26 protein-coding genes are annotated in these 22,742 nt (G+C 46.8%); 17 read left to right on the top strand and 9 right to left on the bottom strand.

The window, feature by feature from the left end; translation table 11 throughout:
* The first annotated feature begins 32 nt into the window (after positions 1 to 32).
* The 3 genes from gcvP (at position 33) to AMJAP_RS11910 (ending at position 5,944) form a co-directional block, all read left to right on the top strand.
* The gene (gene gcvP / locus AMJAP_RS11920) at positions 33 to 2,930 is read left to right on the top strand and encodes an aminomethyl-transferring glycine dehydrogenase (RefSeq protein ID WP_019620331.1); all 2,898 of its coding nucleotides are present in this window, start codon (positions 33 to 35) and stop codon (positions 2,928 to 2,930) included.
* Positions 2,931 to 4,745: 1,815 nt separating this feature from the next.
* The gene (locus AMJAP_RS11915; protein ID WP_019620332.1) at positions 4,746 to 5,327 is read left to right on the top strand and encodes an NADPH-dependent FMN reductase; all 582 of its coding nucleotides are present in this window, start codon (positions 4,746 to 4,748) and stop codon (positions 5,325 to 5,327) included.
* The gene (locus AMJAP_RS11910; RefSeq protein WP_019620333.1) at positions 5,327 to 5,944 is read left to right on the top strand and encodes a DUF938 domain-containing protein; all 618 of its coding nucleotides are present in this window, start codon (positions 5,327 to 5,329) and stop codon (positions 5,942 to 5,944) included. Before AMJAP_RS11915 ends, AMJAP_RS11910 begins: the two co-directional genes overlap by 1 nt.
* A gap of 62 nt (positions 5,945 to 6,006) precedes the next feature.
* On the opposite strand, the gene AMJAP_RS11905 is transcribed toward AMJAP_RS11910, so the two are convergent.
* Together AMJAP_RS11905 and AMJAP_RS11900 are read right to left on the bottom strand one after the other, a co-directional pair.
* Complete coding sequence (locus AMJAP_RS11905; protein ID WP_019620334.1) at positions 6,007 to 6,213, bottom strand: cold-shock protein; 207 nt, start codon at positions 6,211 to 6,213, stop codon at positions 6,007 to 6,009.
* A gap of 585 nt (positions 6,214 to 6,798) precedes the next feature.
* Entirely contained in the window at positions 6,799 to 7,356 is a 558-nt protein-coding gene (locus tag AMJAP_RS11900) for a DUF2058 domain-containing protein (RefSeq protein ID WP_019620335.1), read from the bottom strand.
* Between the two features lie 330 nt (positions 7,357 to 7,686).
* On the opposite strand from AMJAP_RS11900, the gene AMJAP_RS11895 reads away from it, so the two are divergent.
* The 3 genes from AMJAP_RS11895 (at position 7,687) to AMJAP_RS11885 (ending at position 8,999) form a co-directional block, all read left to right on the top strand.
* Entirely contained in the window at positions 7,687 to 7,902 is a 216-nt protein-coding gene (locus AMJAP_RS11895) for a cold-shock protein (RefSeq protein ID WP_019620336.1), read from the top strand.
* A 125-nt stretch (positions 7,903 to 8,027) separates the two neighbouring features.
* Positions 8,028 to 8,576 carry an LOG family protein gene (locus AMJAP_RS11890; protein ID WP_019620337.1) on the top strand — a complete coding sequence of 183 codons (549 nt, stop codon included), beginning with the start codon at positions 8,028 to 8,030 and terminating at the stop codon, positions 8,574 to 8,576.
* A 36-nt stretch (positions 8,577 to 8,612) separates the two neighbouring features.
* The gene (locus AMJAP_RS11885; protein WP_019620338.1) at positions 8,613 to 8,999 is read left to right on the top strand and encodes an acyl-CoA thioesterase; all 387 of its coding nucleotides are present in this window, start codon (positions 8,613 to 8,615) and stop codon (positions 8,997 to 8,999) included.
* 58 nt (positions 9,000 to 9,057) lie between these two features.
* Here AMJAP_RS11885 and AMJAP_RS11880 read toward each other — a convergent pair whose 3' ends face one another.
* The 3 genes from AMJAP_RS11880 to AMJAP_RS11870 all read right to left on the bottom strand — a co-directional run bounded on the left by AMJAP_RS11880 (position 9,058) and on the right by AMJAP_RS11870 (position 10,880).
* The gene (locus AMJAP_RS11880; protein ID WP_019620339.1) at positions 9,058 to 9,645 is read right to left on the bottom strand and encodes a YceI family protein; all 588 of its coding nucleotides are present in this window, start codon (positions 9,643 to 9,645) and stop codon (positions 9,058 to 9,060) included.
* Positions 9,642 to 10,208: a cytochrome b gene (locus tag AMJAP_RS11875; protein ID WP_019620340.1), complete on the bottom strand. Its 567-nt coding sequence runs from the start codon at positions 10,206 to 10,208 to the stop codon at positions 9,642 to 9,644. The genes AMJAP_RS11880 and AMJAP_RS11875 overlap by 4 nt, the downstream gene beginning before the upstream one ends.
* A 96-nt stretch (positions 10,209 to 10,304) precedes the next feature.
* The gene (locus tag AMJAP_RS11870; RefSeq protein WP_019620341.1) at positions 10,305 to 10,880 is read right to left on the bottom strand and encodes a flavodoxin family protein; all 576 of its coding nucleotides are present in this window, start codon (positions 10,878 to 10,880) and stop codon (positions 10,305 to 10,307) included.
* Positions 10,881 to 10,986: 106 nt separating this feature from the next.
* Between AMJAP_RS11870 and AMJAP_RS11865 the strand changes: the two genes are divergently transcribed.
* The gene (locus AMJAP_RS11865; RefSeq protein ID WP_019620342.1) at positions 10,987 to 11,898 is read left to right on the top strand and encodes a LysR family transcriptional regulator; all 912 of its coding nucleotides are present in this window, start codon (positions 10,987 to 10,989) and stop codon (positions 11,896 to 11,898) included.
* A gap of 90 nt (positions 11,899 to 11,988) precedes the next feature.
* Positions 11,989 to 14,103 (top strand): NosR/NirI family protein, encoded by a 2,115-nt coding sequence (locus AMJAP_RS11860; RefSeq protein ID WP_019620343.1) that lies wholly within the window; start codon positions 11,989 to 11,991, stop codon positions 14,101 to 14,103.
* Between the two features lie 28 nt (positions 14,104 to 14,131).
* Here AMJAP_RS11860 and AMJAP_RS11855 read toward each other — a convergent pair whose 3' ends face one another.
* Positions 14,132 to 14,728 carry a LysE family translocator gene (locus tag AMJAP_RS11855; protein WP_019620344.1) on the bottom strand — a complete coding sequence of 199 codons (597 nt, stop codon included), beginning with the start codon at positions 14,726 to 14,728 and terminating at the stop codon, positions 14,132 to 14,134.
* Positions 14,729 to 14,886: 158 nt separating this feature from the next.
* Positions 14,887 to 15,801, bottom strand: coding sequence for a LysR family transcriptional regulator (locus AMJAP_RS11850; protein ID WP_019620345.1), 915 nt, complete (start codon positions 15,799 to 15,801; stop codon positions 14,887 to 14,889).
* Between the two features lie 126 nt (positions 15,802 to 15,927).
* On the opposite strand from AMJAP_RS11850, the gene AMJAP_RS11845 reads away from it, so the two are divergent.
* Entirely contained in the window at positions 15,928 to 16,209 is a 282-nt protein-coding gene (locus AMJAP_RS11845; protein WP_019620346.1) for a peptidylprolyl isomerase, read from the top strand.
* 45 nt (positions 16,210 to 16,254) lie between these two features.
* Here AMJAP_RS11845 and AMJAP_RS11840 read toward each other — a convergent pair whose 3' ends face one another.
* A complete protein-coding gene (locus tag AMJAP_RS11840) occupies positions 16,255 to 17,067 on the bottom strand; it encodes a ChaN family lipoprotein (protein WP_019620347.1) in 813 nt (270 codons plus the stop codon).
* Positions 17,068 to 17,282: 215 nt separating this feature from the next.
* Between AMJAP_RS11840 and AMJAP_RS11835 the strand changes: the two genes are divergently transcribed.
* Positions 17,283 to 17,519 carry a hypothetical protein gene (locus AMJAP_RS11835; RefSeq protein ID WP_019620348.1) on the top strand — a complete coding sequence of 79 codons (237 nt, stop codon included), beginning with the start codon at positions 17,283 to 17,285 and terminating at the stop codon, positions 17,517 to 17,519.
* A 14-nt stretch (positions 17,520 to 17,533) separates the two neighbouring features.
* Here AMJAP_RS11835 and AMJAP_RS11830 read toward each other — a convergent pair whose 3' ends face one another.
* Entirely contained in the window at positions 17,534 to 17,956 is a 423-nt protein-coding gene (locus AMJAP_RS11830) for a PilZ domain-containing protein (protein ID WP_019620349.1), read from the bottom strand.
* Positions 17,957 to 18,211: 255 nt separating this feature from the next.
* Here AMJAP_RS11830 and AMJAP_RS11825 point away from each other — a divergent pair, with 255 nt between their 5' ends.
* The 7 genes from AMJAP_RS11825 (at position 18,212) to AMJAP_RS11800 (ending at position 22,735) form a co-directional block, all read left to right on the top strand.
* On the top strand, positions 18,212 to 19,183 hold the full coding sequence (locus tag AMJAP_RS11825) for an MBL fold metallo-hydrolase (RefSeq protein WP_019620350.1): 972 nt from the start codon (positions 18,212 to 18,214) through the stop codon (positions 19,181 to 19,183).
* 157 nt (positions 19,184 to 19,340) lie between these two features.
* Entirely contained in the window at positions 19,341 to 19,463 is a 123-nt protein-coding gene (locus tag AMJAP_RS17785) for a hypothetical protein (RefSeq protein ID WP_019620351.1), read from the top strand.
* Positions 19,464 to 19,643: 180 nt separating this feature from the next.
* Positions 19,644 to 20,609 carry a bifunctional helix-turn-helix transcriptional regulator/GNAT family N-acetyltransferase gene (locus tag AMJAP_RS11820; RefSeq protein WP_019620352.1) on the top strand — a complete coding sequence of 322 codons (966 nt, stop codon included), beginning with the start codon at positions 19,644 to 19,646 and terminating at the stop codon, positions 20,607 to 20,609.
* Between the two features lie 2 nt (positions 20,610 to 20,611).
* Entirely contained in the window at positions 20,612 to 21,364 is a 753-nt protein-coding gene (locus tag AMJAP_RS11815) for an AzlC family ABC transporter permease (protein ID WP_019620353.1), read from the top strand.
* Entirely contained in the window at positions 21,357 to 21,677 is a 321-nt protein-coding gene (locus AMJAP_RS11810; protein WP_019620354.1) for an AzlD domain-containing protein, read from the top strand. The genes AMJAP_RS11815 and AMJAP_RS11810 overlap by 8 nt, the downstream gene beginning before the upstream one ends.
* Positions 21,678 to 21,803: 126 nt before the next feature.
* A complete protein-coding gene (locus AMJAP_RS11805) occupies positions 21,804 to 22,277 on the top strand; it encodes a peroxiredoxin (protein WP_019620355.1) in 474 nt (157 codons plus the stop codon).
* Positions 22,278 to 22,333: 56 nt separating this feature from the next.
* The gene (locus tag AMJAP_RS11800; protein WP_019620356.1) at positions 22,334 to 22,735 is read left to right on the top strand and encodes an SMI1/KNR4 family protein; all 402 of its coding nucleotides are present in this window, start codon (positions 22,334 to 22,336) and stop codon (positions 22,733 to 22,735) included.
* The last annotated feature ends 7 nt before the right edge of the window (positions 22,736 to 22,742 follow it).

Genomic DNA, 22,742 nt, shown 5'->3' with positions numbered 1-22,742 from the left:
ATCGCTGTTGAAAGTTTGAGCAGGTTATTGTTATGGCAACTGTTACTCGTACACTGAGTGATCTTGAACAGACCACGGATTTTACCCGTCGTCATATCGGTCCCGATGCAGAGCAGACACAGGCGATGCTGTCTGATCTGGGTGTAAACTCAATTGAAGAGCTGATTACTCAGACTGTTCCTGATTCCATTCGTTTGGATGATGCATTGGCGATGGATGATTCGCTCACCGAAGCGGATGCACTGGTTTACCTTCGTTCTCTGGCCGATCAGAATAAGGTAAACAAGACCTATATTGGTATGGGCTATAGCAATACCCTGGTCCCTAACGTTATTTTACGTAACGTGATGGAGAACCCTGCCTGGTACACCGCATATACGCCGTATCAGCCTGAAATAGCACAGGGGCGTCTCGAAGCGCTGCTGAACTATCAGCAGGTGGTTATGGATCTTACGGGTATGGATCTGGCTAATGCCTCCATGCTGGATGAAGCGACTGCAGCAGCAGAAGCGATGACTCTGTGTAAGCGTTCAAACCGTAAGAAGAGTGATATCTTCTTTGTGGCTGACGATGTTCACCCACAAACGATTGACGTTATTAAGACCCGCGCAGAGTACTTCGGTTTTGAAGTGGTTGTGGGTAACCCGCTGACCGATCTGGATAACTGTGATGCCTTCGGTGTGCAGCTGCAATACCCGGGTACTTACGGTGACATTTCCGATATCAAGTCTTTGATTGAGAAAGCTAAAGATCAGAAAGCGATGGTTGCTGTTGCAGCAGATCCATTGGCGTTGGTGCTATTGAAATCACCGGGTGAACTGGGAGCTGATGTAGTACTTGGTTCATCCCAGCGGTTTGGTGTCCCGATGGGCTTTGGTGGTCCGCACGCAGCCTTCTTTGCGGCCAGTGAAAAGCTTAAGCGCTCTGTGCCAGGTCGCATTATTGGCGTATCAATCGATACCAATGGTAAGCCGGCATTACGGATGGCGATGCAGACCCGCGAGCAGCATATCCGCCGTGAAAAGGCGACGTCGAATATCTGTACCTCGCAGGCGTTACTGGCCAATATGGCGTCTTTCTATTGTGTTTATCATGGTCCACAAGGTTTGAAGACCATTGCGGAACGTGTACACCGTCTGACGGCAATCCTGGCTAATGGTTTGAAAGCTAAAGGGATCGCAGTTAACGATACTTACTTTGATACATTAACACTGACTTTGCCAGAAACAGCAGCTGATGTTTATCAGCGCGCGCTGGATGCGGGTTGCAACCTGCGTCAGACCGCGGCGAATAAGCTGGGCATCACGCTGGATGAAACGACTCGTCCTGCTGATATTGCACAACTGCTTGATGTTGTTCTGGGCGAAGATCACGGTCTATCTGTTGCTGATCTGGATGCTGAAATTGTTGCGGGCGCTGACACTGGTATAGCCGCTGAAATGCGTCGTGAAGATGCCATCCTTACGCATGCAACTTTCAATAGCTACCACAGCGAAACCGACATGCTGCGTTACATGAAGAAACTGGAGAACAAAGATTACTCTCTGGTTCATGGCATGATTCCGTTGGGTTCTTGTACGATGAAACTGAATGCTACGGCGGAGATGATTCCAGTTACCTGGCCTGAGTTCTCCAGTATTCATCCGTTTGCTCCCGCTGATCAGGTTCAGGGCTATCATAAGATGCTTAGCCTGCTGGAAGAGCAGTTGGTTGAAATTACCGGTTACGATAAAGTTTCATTGCAGCCGAACTCCGGTGCTTCGGGTGAATATGCAGGTCTGTTGGCAATCCGTAAATATCAGGAGTCGATTGGTGAAGGCCATCGAAATGTCTGTCTGATTCCCTCGTCTGCACATGGTACTAACCCTGCGTCTGCAGCAATGATGGATATGAAGATCATCGTGACGGCCTGTGACGACAAAGGTAATGTCGATGTTGCTGACCTGCGTGCTAAGGCTGAGCAACATAAAGACGACCTGTCTTGCCTGATGATTACTTACCCATCTACTCATGGTGTTTACGAGGAAGATATTGTTGAAATCTGTGATCTGATCCATAAGAACGGCGGTCAGGTGTATATGGATGGAGCTAATATGAATGCTCAGGTGGGTATTTCTAAGCCAGGTGTGATTGGCTCGGATGTATCCCATCTTAACCTGCATAAAACCTTCGCTATTCCGCATGGTGGCGGTGGCCCTGGTATGGGTCCTATCGGTGTTAAGAGCCATCTGGCACCGTTCCTGGCGAGCCATAAGGTGAGCCCGGTTGAAGGCCTTAATCCAGATAATGGTGCAGTTGCAGCTACGCCTTACGGTTCTGCTTCAATTTTGCCAATTACCTGGATGTACAATCTGATGCTGGGTAAGTCGGGTCTTAAGAAGTCGACCCAGATGGCTATCCTGAACGCTAACTACATGACTGAAAAGCTGGCTGAACACTACCCGGTTCTTTACCGCGGTCGTAACAACAAGGTTGCTCACGAGTGTATCGTTGATATTCGTCCGCTTAAGGAAGCGTCCGGTGTCACTGAGGAAGATATCGCCAAGCGTCTGATGGATTATGGCTTCCATGCGCCAACAATGTCCTTCCCGGTAGCGGGTACTTTGATGATTGAGCCAACAGAGTCTGAGTCTAAAGCTGAGATTGATCGCTTTGTTGAAGCGATGGCTCAGATTCGTCAGGAAGTTGAAAAAGTTCAGAGTGGTCAGTGGCCTGCTGATAACAATCCCTTGTGTCGTGCGCCTCATACACAGGCAGACATTATGTCGGCTAATTGGGATCGTCCATATTCACGTGAAGAGGCAGTGTTCCCGAATACAGCAACGCGCGAGAATAAGTTCTGGCCTACCTCTAACCGTATCGATAACGTCTATGGCGATCGGAACTTTATCTGTTCTTGTCCAGCTATTGAGACCTATATGGATAATTAAGTAGCACTGGAACTCTGGTGGCGTTGTATTTTGCTGTCAGAGTTCCCTCTTTCTAAGATGGAAAACCGGATAGGTTCTTTTGTGTGCTTCCCTTATTTGTAGTAAGGGAATAGAGAGTCTATCTCGCTTTCTAGCGAACCTGTAAAAGCAAGCTTTTGAGCGGATTAGGCAACTAATCCGCTTTTTTTGTTTCTGTTTTTGTCCTCCTTATGCCTGCCTTTGGCGCATTGTGATCTCTTTCTGGGTTGATGCTTTTGTTCTTTGTTGAAATAGATACTCTGAATAGTTTCTAGTGGCAGTTAATTGGATTGGGAATAGCGTTAAGAGATGTGAAAAATGAAATTTATAAAGACTCCGGGGCGTGAGCAGTTAGAGAAAGCGTCGCGGCTTTGCTACATGAGGTTTACTGCATGATTACGAGGGTAAATTAATGAGAGTGAGCTCTGCGTTATGAGTAAGATTGGGTAGGATTTTACGGTTTGATGTATTGGTTGTGTAGCGCGTTTAAATCTATCTAAACACTCTCTATATACCGTTGTTGCGAATTGTCTAAAGTGTCTCTGATGTCTGATTTATTAGCATAACAGGGTTGAATGACTTCAGGTGTAAAGGTGAACCTCGTTGCGAAGCCTATTCGTCCTTCGTGTGTAAAGGTAAGCCCAGGTACATGCTGTGAAGGTGCCTGTCGCTTGAGACAATGTCTGAGGCATACGTCAGATACAAAAAAACCGCCTATAGCGGTTTTTTAATTGTTCTGTAGATATTATCGTCCTGGCTGAAACACCTTAATAATCAGGCTAAATGGGGGGGGTGCTCAATCTTCAGGTTGAAACAGCCAAAACGATATCTATATATATACACTTTTTATGCCTGAGTTATAAATTATCTTTTAAATCAATGTGTTATATTTATTATTGGCTATAGTTACAGGGTGGGCGCTGAGTTTTATGTCTATTAGTGTTTCTAAACAGCTACTATTATTTTCCAATAACCATAAAGTTTATATAAATCAATTAGTTATAGTGTCTCTCATTTGATACAAGGTGCCGGATAGATAATGATTGATATACGGGCTAGTGCCATAACGTTAGACTTTCTGAAACAGAAGGGGCTATTTGCCCTATTCTTGTTTTATATAAGGGCCTTGTCATTATGCTTAAACAGGGTCTTAGATTGATAGGCTACATATACAGAAGACGAAGTTAATTTCATCTCGATGAGAAATCGGTCTGTATCCTTCTGAGTGTTTTTGACGCAGGTGTATCAGAGCCCGCGGTCAGACGAAAAAAAACAGGCCGGGGCCTGTTATAAAAATTAAGAGAAAAAGATCATCGGTCAGCGCTATCGCCGTTCTTTAATCTACTCTTAAGAGAGAATTGGGTTAAGCGGAAACGGATCTGCTATCTAAGGCTTTCATGCATAGCTTATAGTTAGCCCGGTTGTATAGGGGGCCGAAAACTGGGGCTGTTGCTTTCAGCGTTTTTCTTAAGGTGGCGAAAGCGCTCAGAATCAGTTCTGCCTGTACTTGACTCCGCATGCTGCATGCGTTCAGGTAGATGTCGTGGTGTGTCATTTTTTCTGGAGCCATGATTGATTACCGTCATACTGTAAATTTACGACAGGCCTGGAAATATATTCAGCGTTTCATTTGCTGTCAGGTCTGAATTGGAAGGGATCCCCCCTTTATTTAGCGAGCAGTTTAGACTTTGGTCGCATTAATGAAAAATGATCGATTCTCAGCTGTTTGATGAAAATAATTCACATATATTTGTCGGTTAGTTTTTTAACTACTGTTCAAGAAAAGAGGGTGTAATAGTGAAGATACTGGCGCTATCTGGAAGTACTCGGGAAGAATCATTTAATAGCAGGTTACTGGATATTGCTGTAGCGGGCGCACGATCTGCCGGTGCAGAGGTAACGGTTGTTGACCTAAAAAACTACGACTTACCATTGTTTAATCAAGACTTTGAATACCATGAAGGCGCTCCTGAAGCTGTTATTCAGTTGAAAGATTTGATGATTGAGCATCAGGGGCTGCTTATTGCTTCACCAGAATATAATGGTTTTCCTTCCCCTCTGTTAAAAAATGCCTTGGATTGGGTGTCTCGACAACAAAACGACCATGAGCCACCGATGTTTGCCTATAAGGGCAAGATTGCGGCCGTTATGGCTGCATCACCCGGTGCCGGTGGTGGAAGCCGGGGGCTGACAGTACTGCGTATTTTGTTACAGAATTTGGGGGTGATGGCGTTACCAGGGCAAATTACACTTGGACGCGCAAGCCAGGCATTCAGAGAGGATGGGCGGCTGCATGATGATCAATTACAACGGGCTGCCGAATCGTTAGGGGCTGATCTGTATGATGTGTTGTTGCAACAGTCGACCAAATTAGACTGATGGTCTCCGTTGAAAAGGGCTGGGTTAATTTTGCTCCGGCGGCAGAACGCAATCAGGCCCCGATTCTGTCTGAGCTACAGAAGGTACTGGGAGGTGCAGAAACCATTATTGAAGTGGGCAGTGGCTCTGGGCAGCATGCGCTTTACTTTTGTAAAGCGATGCATGAATTACGCTGGATACCCACCGAGATTGATGAACTGCTGCCGGTTTTAACAACAAACCTCAAGTCTTATGTTGATGTAGCTGGTTACCCTCCCAGGTTGCTGGATCTTCGGGATCCTGTTTGGCATAAATGTTTTTCTCTGGTTGATGCTATTTATAGTGCCAACACACTTCATATTGTCAGCTGGTCAGAGGTGATATCCCTGTTTGAGGGGTCTGGAAAGCTGCTCGAAGCGGGGGGTAAACTCATCCTGTATGGCCCGTTTCGTTATGATGGTCGCTATACCAGCGATAGTAATGCTGAGTTCGATCGTTGGTTAAAAAGACGCTGTGAAGAAAGTGGTATCAGGGATTTTGAAAAAGTGAATGAATTGGCAGAAAAAGCCGGTTTAAAGTTGTTAGCAGATATTGAGATGCCAGCAAATAACCAGCTATTAGTGTGGAAGACAGGATAGATTTCTAGCTGGAGGTGAAGAAAGTAGCTGTGACCCGGAGATCACAGCCGGGCGATAACAAATTACAGAATAGTAACGTTTTCAGCCTGTGGGCCTTTCTGGCCATCAGTGACTTCGAAAGAGACCTGCTGGCCTTCGTTCAGCGTCTTGAAACCATCCGAGTTGATAGCACGAAAGTGAACGAACAGGTCAGGACCGTTTTCTTGTTCGATAAAACCATAGCCTTTATCGGCATTGAACCATTTAACGGTGCCAGTTGCGGTAGACATAATTGTATTCCCTACAATAGTTTTATTTTAAATAAGGGTATATCTGAAAAGTTCAGATACAGGGTTAAGCTAAGAATGCAGGGACTACGTTTATGAATAAGGGGCACACAGGTAAATCTGGTGGACTCTTTGATACATAAAAATCGGGCCGTACTTTCAAGCTGAATTTATTCTAAGACATTTGCTAAAATAGTAAAAGTGTTATTTTAAATCTATTAACTCGTTGTAATTTAAGCGTTTGTTGTTGGTTTTTGAAGATTTTGGTTGAGGGTAATTACCCCGAATTAAAATTTTATCAGTGATTATAGACGAACAGATTAAATCCAAATTCGAGTGGCTGACAGAGAGCTCCGGAGTAGGTGGCTTTTGTGTTTTATATGTTGAGTTCGGAAGCGAGGATCGATTTCAAGGCAACAGATAGATTAAGATGTTAGCTGTGACCTTGTCTGTACCTGACAGAGGAGCTCTACAGTAATAGAGTCAGGGGGAATAGAGTCTGACTGACATCCGTTTGTCATGTTATCGGTGAGGTTTAGTGCTCTTTTTGGATGAAGAGCCGGGTAGCTGGAGGGCTACCCGATTGAATTACCACATAAGGTCGTCTGGGATTTGGAAATCTGCGTATGGGTCGTCCGGGTCGGTCTCTTCCGCCTGTTGGCGGCTGATAATAAGCTCAGGACGTCGTTCACTGATTTTTTCTGCGATGCCTGCAGGAATTAGCGTATAGCTTTCTTTGTCTGCTGCGATAGCAAGGTTGCCCTTAGCCAGTTGTTCCTGAAGCTCATTGTTAACGTATAGTTTCTTGATTTTTGTGCCATCAACAAAGTTATATTCAACCTCTCCCTTGGCAGGAATGGTGACTTTGTTCTGTTGAAGCATCTGTAGACATGATGCGTCGATTGAGCGTCGGGTCAGCTCATCTTCCCGTTGACGGTTGAGTTCACGATCGCGTTCCAGTTTTTCAACTTTGGCGTTAGCGATGGCCTGGTCTCGCTCCATCTGCTCCTGATCCTTGAATATTTCGCCTTTTTTAACCGCTTTTGCTTGTTTGGTTTTTTTACGTTTATCCGCTTTCGCTTTATTGGCCTGCTTTTTGTTTGCCAGACCGGCTTTAAGAAGCTGATCCTGTATAGATCCTGCCATGTTATATACCTTGCTTCAGTCCCATTCTGGTTGCGAACTATAACGAACTATGCGACTTAGCTCCATATTGATCCGCTGTTTTAGTCTTAAAAATGGGATTGCTGAGGCTCTTTAAAGCATAAGAAAGTACATTCTCTGTTGATCTGATACCAAACCTTATAAAAAACATGGGTATTTGCTTGAAAAAGGCAGGATTACACAGTAAAAAGTTTTTACGGGTATAGAGACAGGCAGGTTGATTCAGCTGATGCTGTGCTATATCACTGAAAAGATCGTATGGCTGGTAATAGCAGCGGTTAGTGTATTTATAATAAAACAAATGGGGAAACTATGTCTGATCAACTTATTTCCGGCGTCGTTAAGTGGTTTAACGATGAGAAAGGCTATGGCTTTATCGAACGTGAGGACGGCGCTGATGTGTTTGTTCATTTTCGCGCCATTAATGGAACGGGTCGCCGCTCTTTGGTGGAAGGCCAGCAGGTCTCGTTTGAGGTCACTCAGGGCGAGAAAGGCCTTCAGGCTGATAATGTGACAGTTACTGCTTAAACCTCTGACCACCGATGAAATTATCATCGGTGGTTATTTCTTCTACGCTACTCTTTTCTCTTTCATCTTGCCGCCTGCTGTTGTTGAATATTAGTAACAATAGCCAACTCAACTGAAAAAATACTATGAAAATAGCCGTATATTGTGGAGCCTCCTCCGGACGGACGGGCGGTTCTTATAAGCATGAAGCGAGCCGGTTGGGTGAACAGATGGCTCGGCAGAATATCGAATTGGTTTATGGTGGTTCAAGCGTAGGTCTGATGGGCTGTGTTGCAGATGCTGTGTTAGACGCAGGTGGTCGGGTTTGCGGGGTTATGCCTAAAGTGTTGGTTGAACGTGAACAGGCTCATATAGGTCTTAGCGATCTGCATGTGGTGGAGGATATGCACCAGCGTAAGGCAGTAATGATGGAGCTGGCAGATGCGTTCATAGCCCTGCCAGGGGGAACCGGTACGCTGGAAGAGCTTTTTGAAGTCTGGGCCTGGCGCCAAATTGGTATACATCATAAGGCGTTCGGGCTGTTAAATATTGAGGGTTATTACGATCATTTACTGGCGTTTATTTCCCATGCAGCTGACGAAGAGTTTATCCGGGATGAGTATCGGGATTTTTTACTCGTTGATAATCAGCCTGAAGGGCTGTTGAATAAGCTGACCAGGGTTGTTCCTGATTAAATTAGCTGTAATTGATGTAAACGAAGAGGAATGACTATGTCTAAAGTGCCAGCTGAGCGCCCCTCACTGAGAACCATTGCGATGCCAGGTGATTCAAATCCTGATGGTGATATCTTTGGGGGCTGGATAATGGCACAGATGGATATTGCCAGTGGGGGATATGCCTCACGGAAAGTAAAGTGTCGGGTTGTAACGATTGCTGTGGATGCGATGACTTTTCTTAAGCCGGTCTATATTGGTGATGACGTTAGTTGTTACTGCAGTGTTGCCAGATATGGCAAGACATCATTGGTGGTGCATGTCGAAACCTGGGTGCAACGTCACCATAGCGAAGTGATTGAAAAAGTTACGGAAGGGAATTTTACCTTTGTTGCGATTGACGATCAGGGCAGGCCAACGCCGATTGTGAGGGACAATGAGTAAAGTATAAAACGCGCTAACCACTCTGTGGTAGCGCGTTCTTGTGACGGTAATTTGCTGATTACTGACGGATACCTTCGACATGCAGTTCCATATAAACAGTTTCAGATGCAGGTCCCAGGTTTTTAGTAATACCGAAGTCCTTCATTTTGAATTCTGTCGTTCCGGTAAAACCTGCGCGGTAGCCGCCCCAGGGATCCTGGCCTTCACCAATCTTAGAAACCAGTAAAACAACAGCTTTAGTCACGCCATGTAGTGTCAGGTCACCGTTCAATACTGCAGTGCCATCGGCGTTGGCTGTAAAGCTAGTGCTCTTAAAGTTAGCTTTTGGGTAGGTTTTAACATCAAGAAAATCTTCGCTGCGTATGTGCTTGTCCCGTTCTGCATGATTAGAGTCGACGCTGGCGGTGTTGATCTCTACGCTGACATTAGCCGCGGAAGGGTTAGCTTCGTCATAGCTGAATTGTCCACCGAACTCATTGAAGCGTCCCTCCAGCCAGCTATAGCCCAGATGGCTTACCCGAAAGTTGATTGAAGCATGGGCGCCTTTGGTGTCGATTGTGTAGTCTGCAGCCTGAGCTGTAGTAGCAAGAGTTCCTGCCATAGTTCCCATCAAAATGGCGCTGGAAATCAATGTCTTCATGTTCATGAGTTAGTCTCCTGATGCATGCCCAGCATGCGTTTAAGGGTGTTGTCTTTGTTTATATAGTGATGCTTTAGCGCTGCGAGTGCGTGCAGGCCTGCAAGGGTAATGAGTGTTGTGGTGCTCCAGTAATGGATCTCACCGGCGATATCTTCCTGGTTCTCTGTCACGGCAGGGAGTGCCGGTACTTCAAACAAATTGAACAGGGCGATAGGTCTGCCGTCAGCTGTTGAAATCATATAACCTGAAATCAGAGCTATCAGTAATAACAGGTAAAGCCCGGAATGAGCCAGTTTAGTGATCGTTTGAAGCAACCTGGGTTGCGGCATAGGCAGCGGCTGAACATTAATGACTCTCCAGAGCATCCGCAGGATAAGCAGGCTCATTAAAATCAGACCGATACTTTTATGCCACTGGGGAATCGTGCGATAGGCGGGATCGTAGTAATCCAGCGTATCGATATAGAGTCCCAATGGATACATCCCGATGATAATCAGAGCCATGCTCCAGTGGATGATTATTGAACCCATACCATAGGTATGAAGGTTGTTTTTAACAGGTGTCGTCATAACGAATCCGGGTATAACAAGCTGATTTGTTAAGTTATTTTATGACAATGCTAATAAGATATAGTTCTTATTAGCATCTGGTTAATTTTACTGAGCTTATTGTTTCCATCGCAGCGCTGCTGCTGCCACCCTGGCGCCCAGCGCCTGGGCAGTATCCCGATCGGCTTGAGGAGGGGTTACTTCCGCACCCTCATCGGCATTACTTTGGGCCATTGCTCCCAGGTAACTACCGATACGATTCAGATCTGTAGGGCTACCCTGGCTGCTGTTATTACCGGGCAGCAGGCCCAGGCTGACCCAGTTCATGCCTTGTTGCGCAGCATAAATGGATAGCTGAATCAGGGTGTTGAGTTTGTCACCACTCTGGCTGGCTGAGTTTGTAAAGCCAGCGGCCAGTTTATCTTTCCAGCCTTGTTCCATCCAGATTTTGGAGCTGGCATCCATAAATGTCTTAAACGGGCCGCTGACACTTCCCATATAAGTGGGTGAGCCGAATATAATCGCGTCGGCGTCTGCCAGTGCATCCCAGTTCAGATTGTCTAAGTCTGCTACAGAGATAGTTTGTGCAACGGCGCCTGCATTTTCGACACCGGTTGCAACAGCGTTTGCCAGTACTTCAGTGTGGCCGTATCCGCTATGGTAGGCAATTGCTACTTTTACTTGTGTTGTCATTGTCTTCTCACTTTTGCATCTGATGTATACGGAGCCGGCCGGGCTGGATGAAATGACTATACTGAGGCATACTGAATTCATAAAATGAATAAAAGTGATTATCATTATGCGTGAAGTGAATTTACGGTCAGTTGACCTTAATCTGCTGGTCGTCTTGTTGCAATTGCTGGAGTCCCGGCATGTAACCCGGGCTGCTGAACGCTTGCATATGAGCCAGCCTGCGGTCAGTAGAGCTTTACAGCGACTCAGGGCAACCTTTGATGATCCATTGCTGGTACGTACAACTTCGGGCTTTGACCTGAGCGCCCGAGCTGAAGAATTATTGCCTCGGTTGCAGCAGTTGTTAGCAGGCCTGACAGAGTTGATTGCAGAGCCTGAGTTTATTCCGAGTGAAGCGAAAGATGTCGTGCGGGTTTATGGTCTTGATTTAGAAGTGGCCTGTTTTGTCTCTCCTTTGATTCAAGTGCTCCGCCGTGAAGCTCCCTGGATGCGGTTAGAGGTACGAACTGAGCCCAGAGATCATTTTGAATTGTTGGAGCAGGGTGATGTGCATTTTTGTGTGACGGGAATGTCGCCTAAAACAACAGAAGATCAGTACCGCCGGTTGCTGGTGGGCCAAACAACCTCTGTTTGTGTGATGTCTGCTGATCACCCTTTAGCTGATTCGGACCTGATGCTGGAAGATTATCTGAAAGCCAGCCATGGGCTGGTCTCTATTACCGGCCGGGGGCCTGGTGTTGTAGATGATCGTTTGGCCGCCTTAGGAAAAAAACGACACCTGGCACTTCGCCTTTCTAATTTTATGACGGTGGCAGACTTTTGCGAACATACTGATCTTTTGTTTGTGCTGCCAGAGATAGTCGCTCAAAAAGTAGCTCATGGGCGTAACATTGTCTTAAAGGCGGTGCCTGAAGAGCTGCATACCCCGGCGATAAATTTCTATCTGTACTGGCATGAACGCTATCACCGTGATCCCATGTGCCGCTGGATCAGGCAGCGGATTCTCGACGTAATTTGACGCTAAAGTAGCGGCTATACGGCTACAAAGTACTATGGTTGATTGTGCAGACTTTTTGGATCATTTAGGGTCGGTCCATGGAGTTTGTCGATGCCATTCTTTTCACTTTTCAGAGCGGTGACGCTTTTTTATCTGTTGCAGCTAAGCGGTGCAGCTTTTGCTCAGGTCTCAGATGATCAAATGCGTACAATTTTCCCAAAACTGACCCGGGTGGGTCAGGTGTTGGAAAATTCTGATGTCACTCCGGTTTATCAGCTTGATCAGTTACTGGGGTATGTTTTCGAAACTAATGATCTGACGGATCTTCCAGGTTTTTCCGGCGAACGTATTAATCTTCTGATTGGTATGGATGCCGAAGGTGTGCTGGTTGGGTTGAAGGTACTGAATCACCACGAACCCATTTTTATGCATGGTTTGGGGGAACGACCCATGATTCAGTTTATCAATCAGTATGAGGGAGTGAAGGTTGATAAACGGGTCATCGTCGATAGTCGTCATAGCGGTCAGAATCAGGAGGGTTCCTCGACGATCTATATCGATGGGGTAACGAAAGCCACTGTATCTGTTTTGGTGATTAACGACACGGTTCTGGCATCCGCGTTAAAGGTTGCCCGAAGCTATCTGGAAGGTTTTACTCAACCTCCCTCGGTAACCGTACGAGAGGATGTCTTTCAGCCCTATAACTGGCGGCAGCTATTAGATAAAGAGTTACTGCGCTACTGGCCATTATCCTCTGCTGAAATGGCGGGTGGTTTACCAATAGCGCTGGATGATTATGCCGATTCGGAAATGCAGCAGGCATTAGATGAATCTGATACTCCCGGGCGTTATTACTATGCTTACCTGAATACGCCGGTCACGGGTAAGAACCTTTTAGGGGCGGAGGACTTTGATCGGCTTCAAACCGTACTCAGACCGGGAGAGCACGCGCTGCTGGTCGTCTCTACCGGCAGTTTTAGTTTTTTAGAGCCTGAATTCCGGCGGGGTACTGTGCCCAGTCGATTGGGTATGTCTCAAAATGGACTGCCGGTAGATATTCGGGATCTGGACTTCTTTGATACGCGAGTACCGATGTTGCCCAGCGATGCGCCAGAATTAGCCCAGGTCGGTATTTTCAGAATTAAGGCTCAATCTGGCTTTGATCCTTCCCAGCCGGTGACCCTGAGTCTGAATCTGGATTTAGCACGAAACCATCTGATCCGGGATCAGGCTCAGCTGTATGACAGCTATCAGTTGCCAGTAGATCTTTTTGATATTCAGGTTATCGAAGAGGTTAAGCCTGTGCCATTGTGGCAGCGCTTATGGCTGGATCGCTGGTTACAGATTGGTGGACTGCTACTGGCATTGCTGATTGTGACGGCTGCGTTTGTCTGGCAACACCGGTTTTCGTCATATAGTCAGCTGTTTCACCGAACCCGTTGGGGAGTCATGCTCTTCACGCTGTTCTTTATCGGCTTCTATGCACAGGGACAGCTGTCAGTGGTGAATATCTATACGCTGTTACTGCAGTTAAAGAAGGGATTTGATATTCAGGTGTTTCTGCTGGACCCGGTCCTGTTTGTCTTATGGACCTATGTATTTATCACCTTGTTTCTTTGGGGACGGGGTGTTTTTTGCGGCTGGCTTTGCCCCTTCGGTGTGCTCCAGGAGATCGTTGGGAAGGTGGCAAAAGTATTCAAACTGAGGCAAGTAAAGGTTCCACCGGTCGTTCATGCCCGGTTACAGAAGTTGAAGTATCTGTTATTGCTGGTGTTGTTGGCTAGTGCATTCTGGTCGGTCAGTCTGGCAGAGCGTCTTGCTGAGCTAGAGCCTTTTAAAACTGCGATTACGCTGACTTTTGTACGCAGCTGGCCCTTTGTTTTATATGCGGTGTTGTTATTGGGTATAGGGTTGTTTGTGCATAAGTTTTTCTGTCGTTACCTCTGCCCCCTTGGGGCTGGATTGGCAGTGCTGGGTAAATTCAGTCTGTTTCACTGGCTGCATCGAAGGGCTGAATGTGGCAGCCCGTGCCAGCTTTGCAAAGTGCGTTGTGATATCGATTCCATTAACCGGGATGGCAGTGTTGATTACGATGAATGTATCCAGTGTATGGAATGTATAGTGATTCTGAATAATAAAGATCAGTGTGCTATAGAGCTGTCTCAGAGTAAGCAGAAGCAGCGTAGCAGAGAGAGGCAAGGTGAGATTCCTGCCCAACAGCTTTAACGGGGGTTGTTGAAGCGCCGGTCTAGACTTACCCCAGCCCCAGCTTGATTCCAAGCAAAACCAGTCCTCCACCGATGACACGTTCAATCGCGGTACGGGCCCGTTTGAGCCATGCCTGAATTGCCGGGCGGGTCAACAGTAGAATGATCATACTGAGCCAACCAAACTCCATGGCTACCGGTGTAATACAATAAAGTACCTGCATAGCAATACTGGAGACTTCGGCCACAATATGGCTAAAGATTGCGACAAACATGATCAGAATTTTGGGGTTGAACAGGCTTACCATCATGCCTGCGATAAATGGATTCTGACTGCTGTGCTGAATGTCGTTGTCATCCGTGGACGAACGGGTAGCCAGATAAACAATACCGAGATAGATCAGGTAAGCACTGCCCAGCCAACGAATCGCTTCATACAGAATGGGTGTTCGTTCAATCAGTGCTGCCAGGCCGACGACTGATAACACAACATGGATGGCTAAGGCTGTTGCGAGTCCCAGCGCGGTAATAAAACCGTGCCGGCGCGAGCCTTGCAGTGTATTCCGCAGAATAATCGCCGTGTTAGCGCCTGGAAGCATCGCGCCCAGTAACATAATGCCGGCGAAAATAAGCCATTCGGTCATGGTCTTTCTCTTAATTTAGAGCTTTAGTAGATGGGGGGGATTGTAGTGAGCCAGAAGGGGCGTGGCGAATACTGATTATAGATATAGGTCATAACAAACAGTTATGACCTTAAGGCTTTGTTATCGCATATATCAGGAAGGCTTAAGTTGATGGTTATTCAGTGGGGCGTATCAATCGCCAGACTCTCGAGCATGCGTTCACGAAGGTAGCGATGGGCTGGATCAGATTGCAGGCGCTGATGCCAAATCAGGTAATAGTTACTAGCGGGAATCTTCAGTTGCTTCGGCAGATCTAGAATGCTCAGTCCATATTTTGGGCCAAGTCGTGTGGCTATCCTGGTGGGCAAAGTTAATATGTAACTGGCACGGCTGGTGATAGCCATGGCGGAATGAATAAAAGGGACTGTCAGCTGCATTTTTCGTTGATGCTTTAGTTGTGCCAGAGCTTCATCGACCGCTCTTATTTTATCCCCCCCGGCACTGATGCCTATATGATCGGCGTGGATGTAATCTGCCATCGTCATTACCTGTCCGGCCAGCGGATGGTGCTGGTTTACCAGGCAGCTGTAGCTGTCACTACCGATCTGCTTTCCATAGATATCACTGGGTACCGTGTCGAGAATACAGGCGGCCAGGTCCATTCGACCCTGACGCAGGCTTTCCATCATGCCAGGCTCCCAGAGATGAAAGTGCAGCCTGATACCCGGCGCATCTGACTGAAGTTCTGCCAGTAAGGGGGGCATCAGATCATGGGTGATAAAGTCAGTACTGGCGATGTTGAACTCACCCTGATATCCCGCCGCTTCAAATTGATTGGGTACAAGTAAACTTTCCAGGTTATTTAGTGCATCTGGCAGTTTTAGCCAAAGCTGTTCGCCATGGGGAGTTAGCTGCATATTATTACCGACCCGTACCATTAACGGGTCATCGAATATCTTTCGCAATTGGCTGAGGTTTCGGCTCATTGCGGGTTGGGTTATGTGTTGATCAGCAGCGGCTTCTGTGACACTCCTGTTGCGTAACAGGTAGTACAGAGAGATGAGCAGGTTGAGGTTGATGCGGGCGAGTTCCATGGGCTAAGCATATCAGTAAAAGTTATAACGTCAATTGCGTGTCGATAGTCTTTTAATAGACTTGCAGTGACTTTTGAAAAAGGTCATCCTGTAGCGGAAAATTTTAACTGATTGAGGTTTACATATATGGCACGTGCAACGGCCCGACATATTTTGGTAAGTAAAGAGATTGAGTGTGCTGATCTTAAGTCACAAATCGAAGCCGGCGCTGATTTTGCTGATCTGGCTAAACAGTATTCCAGCTGCCCGTCTGGTGGTCAGGGTGGTGATCTGGGAAGTTTTGGTCCTGGTCAGATGGTTCCAGAGTTCGATAAAGTCGTTTTTTCTGCACCTGTAGGTGAAGTTCAGGGGCCGGTTAAAACTCAGTTCGGTTATCACCTGCTGGAAGTAACCAGTCGCGAAGACTAGGTTCGTAAGGAGGGTGTGAACAAGATACTTGGACGCGCACTTTCCTTAATGAGACTGCTGCCGTAAAGACGCGCAGTAGTCTTTTTTCTCAGATCTGGGTGTGAACCAGATATAGTCTGCTAGTTTTTTATCTTCTTCACTGAGCCCCCGGTCCTGCGTTTCCTCTTCTTCGATCTCTATCAGCAAGAGGGTGGATGATTTTTCTTCGCTAAGCATCTTCAGGTGAAGTGGTACGCCGCTATCCTTTCTGGCATGAAATGCTCCCGCGAAGAGAATGCTCTGTGCATTAGCTGGAAGTTGATGGTTCATGGCAAAGGCCATGCTGGCATCCCGACTGATCTGGATCTGTGCCATTGGTTCCATCTGAGTAAGAGGGATAGCCTGGCAATGACTGTCGTAGACCTGTTGAAGTATCGCCGCTTGTATCGTTTCGGGTACGGCCTTCACTGTTTCAAATCGAGCCTCCTCAGGCAAAGAGTGTTTGTATATCTGCATCAGTAGCGGCTTGCTAAGATTTCCAGCGGCGATCTGATTGCCGTTTGCCAGTGCTGAACTTATCAGTGGACCGTAATCATCCCAGGGCCAGCTGCGATCATTCCAGTTAAGTATGTCTTTAATCTCTTCTGTTTTGTTACGAGGAGTTAGTTCATCCAGGTTTGATGTCTGTTGTTCATCCAGCATTTCCAAGACGACGCGAGTGTGGCTTTTGTTTTGAAGATCCTGCAGCAGCATAAGTTCGAGTTGATGATGGTGTGGGTTATCGTGCTTTTCACCCACCAGGATGAAGCGGCTGGTCGTTAATTCGTTCAACAGCTTTGTGTAGCTAATGGACAGGCCGCTTTGGGTTGAATAAATCATGCCTGGCTGACGGAGCTTCTGATGTGGATCGCTTGTGACTTGGTGTATAGCGGGCTTTATACATCCCTGTATAAATAACAAGCAAAAAATAACCAAAGTTGATAAAAATGACTGGAGAATTCGTTGTTTTATAACCATTTTCAGCAGGACCCTTTTCAGTTGCGCAGGGCTGAGGTAACGTTAAGGAAAAGTACAATGCGTAGGAGCAACATAGCATGAAATCGGGTATTAAAGTGAGCATTCGCAAGAAAGGAGAGAGCAGTAGTGAGATCTCTCCTGAGATGAAGCAGCGAATTGATGAAGCGGTTCATTTCGTTCATGGACTGCGTAAGAAAGGCGACAATGTTAAGCAGATGATGGAAAAGCTAAACGAGCATGATCATAAACACCCAGATGGCAATGACTGGACTTATGATTCATTGCATGACTTTATCGCAGAGCACCATCTTTGAGTTTTTATTAGTCATTATTGCAGCTGCTCGCAGGTGGGGAAACCCGCTGCGTGCAGCGCTATCCATTCTACAGCGGCCTGTTCGCTACTGAGCTGTCGGCCATTGCGCTTTTGTTTTAAGCGGAAGCTTTCAATCTGACAGATCTGCTCAATCATTCTGACTGTGTAAACCTGATCCGGATCGTCAAATCCTATACCTATCAGATAGCCTGCAGGTTGCCTGTGGCACCAGATGACATGGCCTGACACTATCAAGTCGGGGTGGGAGAGGGATAGGGTAATATGAACGGCGGAGCCGGGAGTGATGAACAGATCAGAAATGCATGACAGCCCGCCTGCACTGTAATCCCGTCCGCCTTCTTTTACTGTTTGTGGCGGCTCTGCCATATTCAGAAAAATTGGAATCTCTGTCGGATGTCGCAGATAGTATCGTGGCATTTTTCACCTCACAGCTGATCTGATGGCTGTCAACTCTAAACGCTTAGTAACGTTATCGGCGCTGATGTTGTTGAGTTGAATTATTTCTTATTATTGCTTCTCCTTGCTGTACTCGAGCTTAATTTTGCAGTGATTAGCTGTGGCTGTGCGCGACCTGTGTTGCTGTGCGATGAAGAAAGTTATTCGCATTTTTTATATATTCCATTATCTTATATGCATATTCATAAATACAAAAAAGCCCGAGGTGTATAAATTATGCAATCCCAACTGTTCAAGCGGGTATCCGCTATCGCCATCTGTTTGTGGCTACCTCTGGTCTCTTTATCAGCGACTGCATCACCGGCAGACCGTTATCCTGAATCTATGCTTTATAGTAAGCCGGTTAAAGTGGCTGAAGGGGTATGGTCTGCTATCGGGGCTACACAGTACTTCAGTTATGAAAATGGTGGCCATAACAATAACCTCAGCTTCGTCGAAGGGCAGGATGCTGTGCTCGTGGTTAATGGTGGTTCAGCCTACCTTTTAGCTAAAGCATTACACGATGAAATTAAACAGATTACTGATAAGCCTGTTCTTTATGTTGTTAATGAGAATGGTCAATCCCATGCGGCCCTGGGGAATGGTTACTGGCAGGAGCAGGGAGCGAAAATAATCGCTCATGAAGATGCCATCACCGAGATCGAGCATAAAGGGGCAGATGGTCTGGAGGAGATGAGCAATATTCTAAAAGAACAGATTGCTGGTACTGAACTGGTAACGGTAGACCGTAGTTTTAGTGATCAGCTTGAAATAGATCTGGGTGGCCTGAAAGTGCAGCTAGTGCGTTTTGGTCCGGCTCACAGTCCTGGGGATATCTCTGTTCTGGTGCCCGAGCGTAATGTACTTATCGCTGGTGATATGGCTTTCCATCAACGGATGCTGCCGGTTTTTCCGGATACCGATACTGCCGCCTGGCTGGAGACCTGGCATAACAGCTTCGAGCCTGTTGCCCGAAAAATGGTTATTGTTCCCGGGCATGGTGAGCCAACCGACTTTACAGAAGTCGATAAATATACCCGAGGCTACCTTGAGTATATGCGGAGTAAGGTGGCTGAGTTATTGGATAATGATGGTGCCCTTGAAGATGCTTATCAGATAGATCAGACCCCCTATAAGCACTTGGAAACCTATGAGCAGTTGGCCGGAAAGAATGCAGGACGGATCTTTGAAGCGATGGAGTTCGAATAAATTGTCAAATATGGCATTAATATTGTTATTTTTGTCATATGACAGGAGCGTTATAAATTTCTAGTTTTTCTAATGTATTGAAACTAAAGGAAAAAATTGAGTTGGCCTTGTTTGTGCTTTATGAGTGATATCTTAAATCGGAACTGGAGATTTACTTATGTCACATGAAGAGCAGGGTGTTGAGGTTATTGGTATTATCCCAACTATTTTAATGGTTGTAGGTGGTTTGCTGGTTGGGATATTTCCATTGCTGATGCAGATCGCATTGCTGGTGTCATAAGCCGCCTCGAGCAGGCAGCACAAGGTTTAGTAAAGCTGAATTCCCTTTTCAACGTTCAACCCAACCATTCAGGGGGTGTAAAAACCCTCTTTTTTATTGTAAATTACGTAACCGGTTACGTAATTGGTTTATATAAAGCCGTTCGTGTGTGAAAAATGTTGGGAATTAGGGTTACGCTTAATGGATTACATGAAAAGTTTTGGCAGCCTGTCACTGGGAAGCCGATTAAAGCGACTTTCTGACGCCTTGGTTCAGGATGTGATTCGCCTGTATCAAAGTCAGGGCATAACATTGAATCCATCTTTTTTTCCGCTGTTTAATCTACTGCATCAACAGGGAGCGATGACGGTGACAGAGGCCGCTGAGAAGTTAGCTGTCAGCCATCCGGCGATCAGTAAAATTTCCCGCAAAATGCAGCGCGAAGAGTGGTTGAATAAAACAACGGACCCTGAAGATGAAAGGCGCCAGCTGCTGTCTCTGACGTCTAAGAGTGAATTGTTACTGGAACAGATAGTCCCCGTCTGGGCCGCAATTCAGTCTCATCTGGATGCGCTAATAACCTCTCAGGAACACCCTCTTCTCGAGTCGTTGGCTGAGTTTGAATCACTGGTAGAGCAGCACGGCCTTTATGCGCCGGTACTGCAGCAGCTTGAACGACGTAATGAGAGCCAGCAGGTGGTGATCCAGGGCTGGAGTGCGGAATTTAAGGCAGAATTTAAACGTCTTAATATGACCTGGTTGGAGCATTACTTTGATGGTGAGTTAACCGATCGGGATCTTGAAGCGTTGAATAACCCTGAAGGGTTTTATTTAGCACGGGGGGGGTATATCTGGTTCGCTCGTAGTGAAGTTAATAACGCCGTTGTTGGCTGTGTTGCACTGGCTCGTCATGAAAATGGGCAGTTTGAGATTTCAAAAATGGTGGTGAAAGAGAACTGGCAAGCGCTGGGTGTCGGTAGACGGTTGCTTATGTCCGCGTTAGATAAAGCCAGGGAGATAGGTGCGTCTGAAGTCTTTCTGGAAAGCTCTAGTAAGCTCGAAAGGGCGCTGCAGCTCTATCAGAATTTTGGTTTTCAGCAGACAGCGCACCCTGATGGTTGTTCTTATTACAGCCGATCCGATATCTATATGACGCTTAGGTTCTGAATGTGAGTAGTCAGATATTGAGCCAGACAGTGACGGCTATCAAGCGTCGAGAGATGCTCGACGGTGCTAAGGCGACTTTGCCATTAATTGTTGGAGCTATTCCTTTTGGGATCATTTTTGGCACTCTGGCAGGTCCCAGTGGTTTGTCTGCATGGGGGGCGTTGGCTATGTCGGTTATTGTGTTTGCCGGCTCAGCTCAGTTCATCGCCCTCGGTTTGATGGCAGCCGGGGCAGCTATACCGGTTATTATTGCTACCACCTTTGTGGTCAACCTGCGGCATATTCTCTATGCCGCTAATCTGGTGCCAAAGGTACGACACTTGCCGCAACGCTGGCGGTTAATGATGGCATTTGGCTTGACGGATGAAACCTTTGCGGCGGTCAGTAACCGCTTTTTACTGCAGGAAAATACTACCCATGCCCACTGGTTTTATCTGGGGTCATGGCTGGCAATGTACAGTAACTGGGTACTCTGTACCGGCCTGGGTATAGGTCTGGGGGAGTTGTTTCCGGATATGACGCATTGGGGATTAGATTTTGCTATGTCGGTTACGTTTATCGGCATGGTGGTGCCCTATCTGAAAAGTAAGCCTATGTGGGGAGCTGTGATTGTCGCAGCTGCAATGGCAATGGCTACTCTGGGCTTGCCTCATAAGCTGGGTTTGATGGTAGCGGCTATCTGCGGTATCTCAACGGGGTTATCTATGCACCTGTTGTTGAAACGGAATTCTGCACAGGAACCTTCCCATGAATGAAGCAGGATTGATTGTGGGGATGTTTCTGGTGACTTTTAGTGTGCGTTACCTGCTGTTCGCCGTGGCAGGCAAGGTACACTTCCCTGGTTGGTTAATCACTGGGCTGAATTTTGTACCACCGGTGGTGCTCACGGCGATCATTATGCCTGCTGTGCTGGTGCCCCGGGGAGAGCTTTGGATTGGGGTTAATAATCCATGGTTATTGGCGGGGCTATTTGCTGCGCTGGTGTCATTTTGGCGTAAAGATCTGCTGACAACGATTATCGCGGGCATGCTGTTCTTCGTGGTTTTACGCTTTGGTTTTAGTTTTTAACCCTCTGTTTATCTCTTTGGGGGAAGCAAGTTAAGCTTCCCTTATCGTGTGAAATGCCGGATGATTCGGGGTCTGTGTTGCACCTAACAACTACGTATAAAATAACATTTTTATAAGGTAACGATTATGATTCAGGTAGGTGATAAAATTCCGGCGATTAGCGTGAGCGCAGTTGCAGGTGGTGAGACTTCAGCGGTTAGTGCAGATCAATTGTTGGCGGGAAAGAAAGTTGTAATGTTTGCGCTGCCTGGTGCTTTTACGCCGACCTGCTCTGCCTCTCATCTGCCTGGATATGTGGTTAAAGCGGATGAGTTTTTTGATAAAGGCGTAGATCTTATCGCATGTCTCTCTGTGAATGACGCCTTTGTGATGAAAGCCTGGGCGGATGCACAGAACGCAGAGAAGATCACTATGGTGGCTGATGGTGGTGCTGATCTGACCAAAGCGTTCGGTCTGGAGATGGACAGTGGGTCTTTTGGTGGTACCCGTTCACGACGTTATGCAATGATTATTGAAGATTCAGTCGTCACTGCGTTGCACCTTGAAGAGCCTAAGAGCTTTGAAGTGAGCAGCGCTGAAGCGATGTTGGAACTGCTCTGATATAACCGTCTCTTTTCAGTTAATGAGAGATATCGAGGCCTTCTAAGCGAGACATTATGCAAGATGTAATTGATGCACTGCGCGATGCGAATATCGACGTGGTAACCCCTTTGGAACTGCCTGATTTCGACGATGTCGTTTCGGCAGAAGAAGATATCTGCGTACCCCTGTATCCAGATTTTAAAGAATTTCTTCTAACGGTTAGTGATGTGGTGTGTGGTTCGATGGAACCGGTAACTGTTGCTGATGCTTCTGCCCATACTCACTTGCCTGAGGTGGCCGCTTACGCCTGGTCTATCGGTTTGTCTCGTGAACAGACACCTATCTGCGCACACGACGGTGGCTTTTACGCGGTGACTATTGAGGGAGCCGTGGTGTTCTGGACCCCCGAAAGTGGTGAGATCGAGGAGTGGACGACAGTATGGGAGTGGGCCCGAGAGGTCTGGCTGGTTAGTTAATCTGATC

It is taken from the genome of Amphritea japonica ATCC BAA-1530 (assembly GCF_016592435.1).
Lineage (GTDB): Bacteria > Pseudomonadota > Gammaproteobacteria > Pseudomonadales > Balneatricaceae > Amphritea > Amphritea japonica.
The sequence above is the reverse complement of the archived record's forward strand: the minus strand, read 5'-3'. Positions and strand labels throughout refer to the sequence as shown.